We start from the raw sequence: 2,850 nt of genomic DNA on the forward strand, positions 1-2,850 counted from the left end.
AATTGGCAGACACGCTATCTTGAGGGGGTAGTGGTCGTACGACCGTGCGAGTTCGAGTCTCGCCGACCGCACCATATGATTTTATGATACATTACATAATTAAAGTGATACGCTGAGATATCTCAGCGTTTTTTTGTTGTCTTACGTTTATTGATAAGGCTCCTTAGTTGACAATTTATCAATAGAAGTCTTACACTATTTATAAATATTATAAAAAGAGATTAATTACTTTTTTAGAAAGAGGTGCATGACCTATGTCCGCAGAAGCATTACAGACAGCAACGGCTAAACTAAGGGACGCAGGGGTGCGGATGACTCCTCAACGTCATGCGATTTTAAGTTATTTATTAGAGACCATGTCTCATCCTACTGTTGATGAGATATATAAATCGCTGGAGGGGAAGTTCCCTAACATGAGTGTAGCTACTGTTTATAATAATTTGCGTGTTTTTAAAGACATAGGGTTGGTTCGAGAGCTTACGTATGGTGATGCTTCAAGTCGGTATGATGCCGATATGAGCGAACATTATCATGCAGTTTGTATAAGCTGCGGTAAAGTAAAGGACTTTCATTATCCATCTCTTCATGGCGTGGAAAGAGAAGCATCCATAAACACTGGATTTGAAGTTGCATTCCATCGTCTTGAAGTGTACGGGCTATGTGAAGCCTGTCGTGTTCAACAATAAGCAAAGGAGCTTACCAGAATAATGGTAAGCTCCTTTGCTTATTGTTCATATGTTATTTCAATATCTAAAAGATTTTAGGCCAATGTGTCCTTTTCTCTTCCTTGGAACAGCTTACGGTGTATGACGGTTAGTATGTGCATCAGCCGGATCAAGTGACAATGGCTGTTTGCAAAACATGCATTCATCCCGGATTCCGACTACTTTGGTTACTTTACCGCAACTTGGACAATAAACTTGCGTAGCTTTAGTTGACACCATGCCAAGCCACATGTACATGACTGTGCTTCCCATAATACAGAGAAAACCAAATACTAAAAAAATAGCCATAATAATCGTATTTTGTGCAAACAGAGTACCTAAAAAGCCAGCGAATGCAGCATAGCCAATATACATTATAACGATGCCGATAAAAACCATTCCAAGCGCAAGCGTTCTTAGCTTGTTCAGCTTACCTGAAAATAGCATGTACATTTCCCTCCCGTAGCCTTCCTTCAAAATTATAGCATGTTTTACAAAAAAAAACCTCCTCAAATGCTTGAGGAGGAAAGAAGGATATAGTTAGTACCTCAGGAAGAGTAAAAGAAATGTACATCCTTATATTAAATCATCATTAACACTATGTCAATAGTAGAAGGTAAAATTATGATTCTTGTCGAAAAAGAATAAAGATATCAAATATATTATCATTTTGTAAAAAAACGCTGTTATTTTTCAAGTTTAAAATTTTGCTAAAAGGTGAAGTCACTTTTTAGCATTCACCGCATTGTAAGGGAGGAGGTTCCAAACAAGATGGATGAAGAGTTTTCCGTTGTATTTCTTCATAATATCATTGATGACACGGTAGAGTCGGTAATTCATATAAAACCGACTAACGGCCAGAGTACATTAATTGATGGGTTTGATGAACTGTATTTGGTTATCGTAAAAGAAAGAAGCGAAAAAATAAAAATTAAAAACATTTTACATAATTCATCAAACATACAAATTCGCTGGGTCGATCAGTTATATTTCACACATATTATAGAGAATAGATTTCATCGACGCTTTGTTCAATGGGCACTGCAGGGGAAAGTACTATATGACAAAAAGCATTATATGAAGCAAGTCAGAGATAGATTCTTTACGTATCCGTCTACGTTTCACAGTCGAACCATTTGTGTAGAGTTTACCCGCTTTCTGCGTCATTATTTAGAAGCAAAGGAATATGTAAGCCAGGAGCAAATACTTGACGCGTACAATAGTATGTTTTGTGCTCTGCATCATTGGGCACGATTGGCGGTTATTGAAGCAGGAGAGGTGCCAGAGACTGTAGTTTGGCAGCAAGTTTCTCAGATTGATTACTCTATTTTCAAATTGTATGAAGAACTTATCACTACTAATGACCCGTTGGTAAAACGAATTGAATTATTGTTATTAGCAAGTGAGTTCTCAGTTATTTCTAAGATGGGAGAATGCAGTGCTTTTTTGCTGAATATTATGCGGGAGAGAAAGGAACCATGGTCTGTTGACGAACTGTTGCATCACCCTGAATTTTATGGAGTACAATTCGATTTAATTTTATTGTTGGAGAAATTGTCTAAGCGTTCCTTGTTAAAAGAAGTACTTGTAGAAAACGAGTATGGAATAGAAAAAAAATATACTGTTGAGTAACAAATTTGTACAGCCTTGGAACGCTCTCCGAGGTTGTTTTTTCTATAACGTACGGTAAGGCTCAAAAATATATGAATGGCTGACATACCATGTTAGCAAAATTTCAAGGTGCGCCTTATTATCCTGGTTTTTAAGCTTGTATACATCTATAAGACAAAAAAGAAAAGGGGTTACGTAGAAGTTTTTTTGTCTTTTCCTACATGAAGTTCAAACGACGGTGTTGCTCTATAGGTTCTACACAGAAAAAGCAAAGGAAGAGACAGTAAAAAATAAAATTTGTGTTTTTTGTTGACTGAATCAGCAAACATGTGATATATTATCTCTTGTCGCCGCTAAAAAACGGTGAAATGATTTAGAAAAAAAGTTTTAAAAAAGTGTTGCAAAAGATATTTTGTTTTGATAAGATATAAAGGTCGCTGCTGAAACGCGGCGCAACACAAAAACAAGTTCCTTGAAAACTGAACAGTAACACTCGAATGTGTGCGAGTATATAAAAATTACCCACGAAAGTGAC

General features: G+C 36.6%; 3 protein-coding genes. 2 read left to right on the forward strand and 1 reads right to left on the reverse strand.

Going from position 1 to position 2,850, the window contains the following annotated elements:
• Positions 1-254 precede the first annotated feature (254 nt).
• The gene (locus tag AF333_RS26840) at positions 255-686 is read left to right on the forward strand and encodes a Fur family transcriptional regulator (protein WP_043065676.1); all 432 of its coding nucleotides are present in this window, start codon (positions 255-257) and stop codon (positions 684-686) included.
• A 111-nt stretch (positions 687-797) separates the two neighbouring features.
• Here AF333_RS26840 and AF333_RS26845 read toward each other — a convergent pair whose 3' ends face one another.
• Positions 798-1,151, reverse strand: a complete 354-nt coding sequence (locus tag AF333_RS26845; protein WP_407638699.1) for a DUF2614 family zinc ribbon-containing protein — start codon at positions 1,149-1,151, stop codon at positions 798-800.
• 324 nt (positions 1,152-1,475) lie between these two features.
• Here AF333_RS26845 and AF333_RS26850 point away from each other — a divergent pair, with 324 nt between their 5' ends.
• Positions 1,476-2,336 carry a nucleotidyltransferase-like protein gene (locus AF333_RS26850; protein ID WP_052520487.1) on the forward strand — a complete coding sequence of 287 codons (861 nt, stop codon included), beginning with the start codon at positions 1,476-1,478 and terminating at the stop codon, positions 2,334-2,336.
• Positions 2,337-2,850: the final 514 nt, after the last annotated feature.

Origin of the sequence: Aneurinibacillus migulanus (genome assembly GCF_001274715.1) — a bacterium.
In the GTDB taxonomy this organism is placed as follows: Bacteria; Bacillota; Bacilli; order Aneurinibacillales; family Aneurinibacillaceae; genus Aneurinibacillus; species Aneurinibacillus migulanus.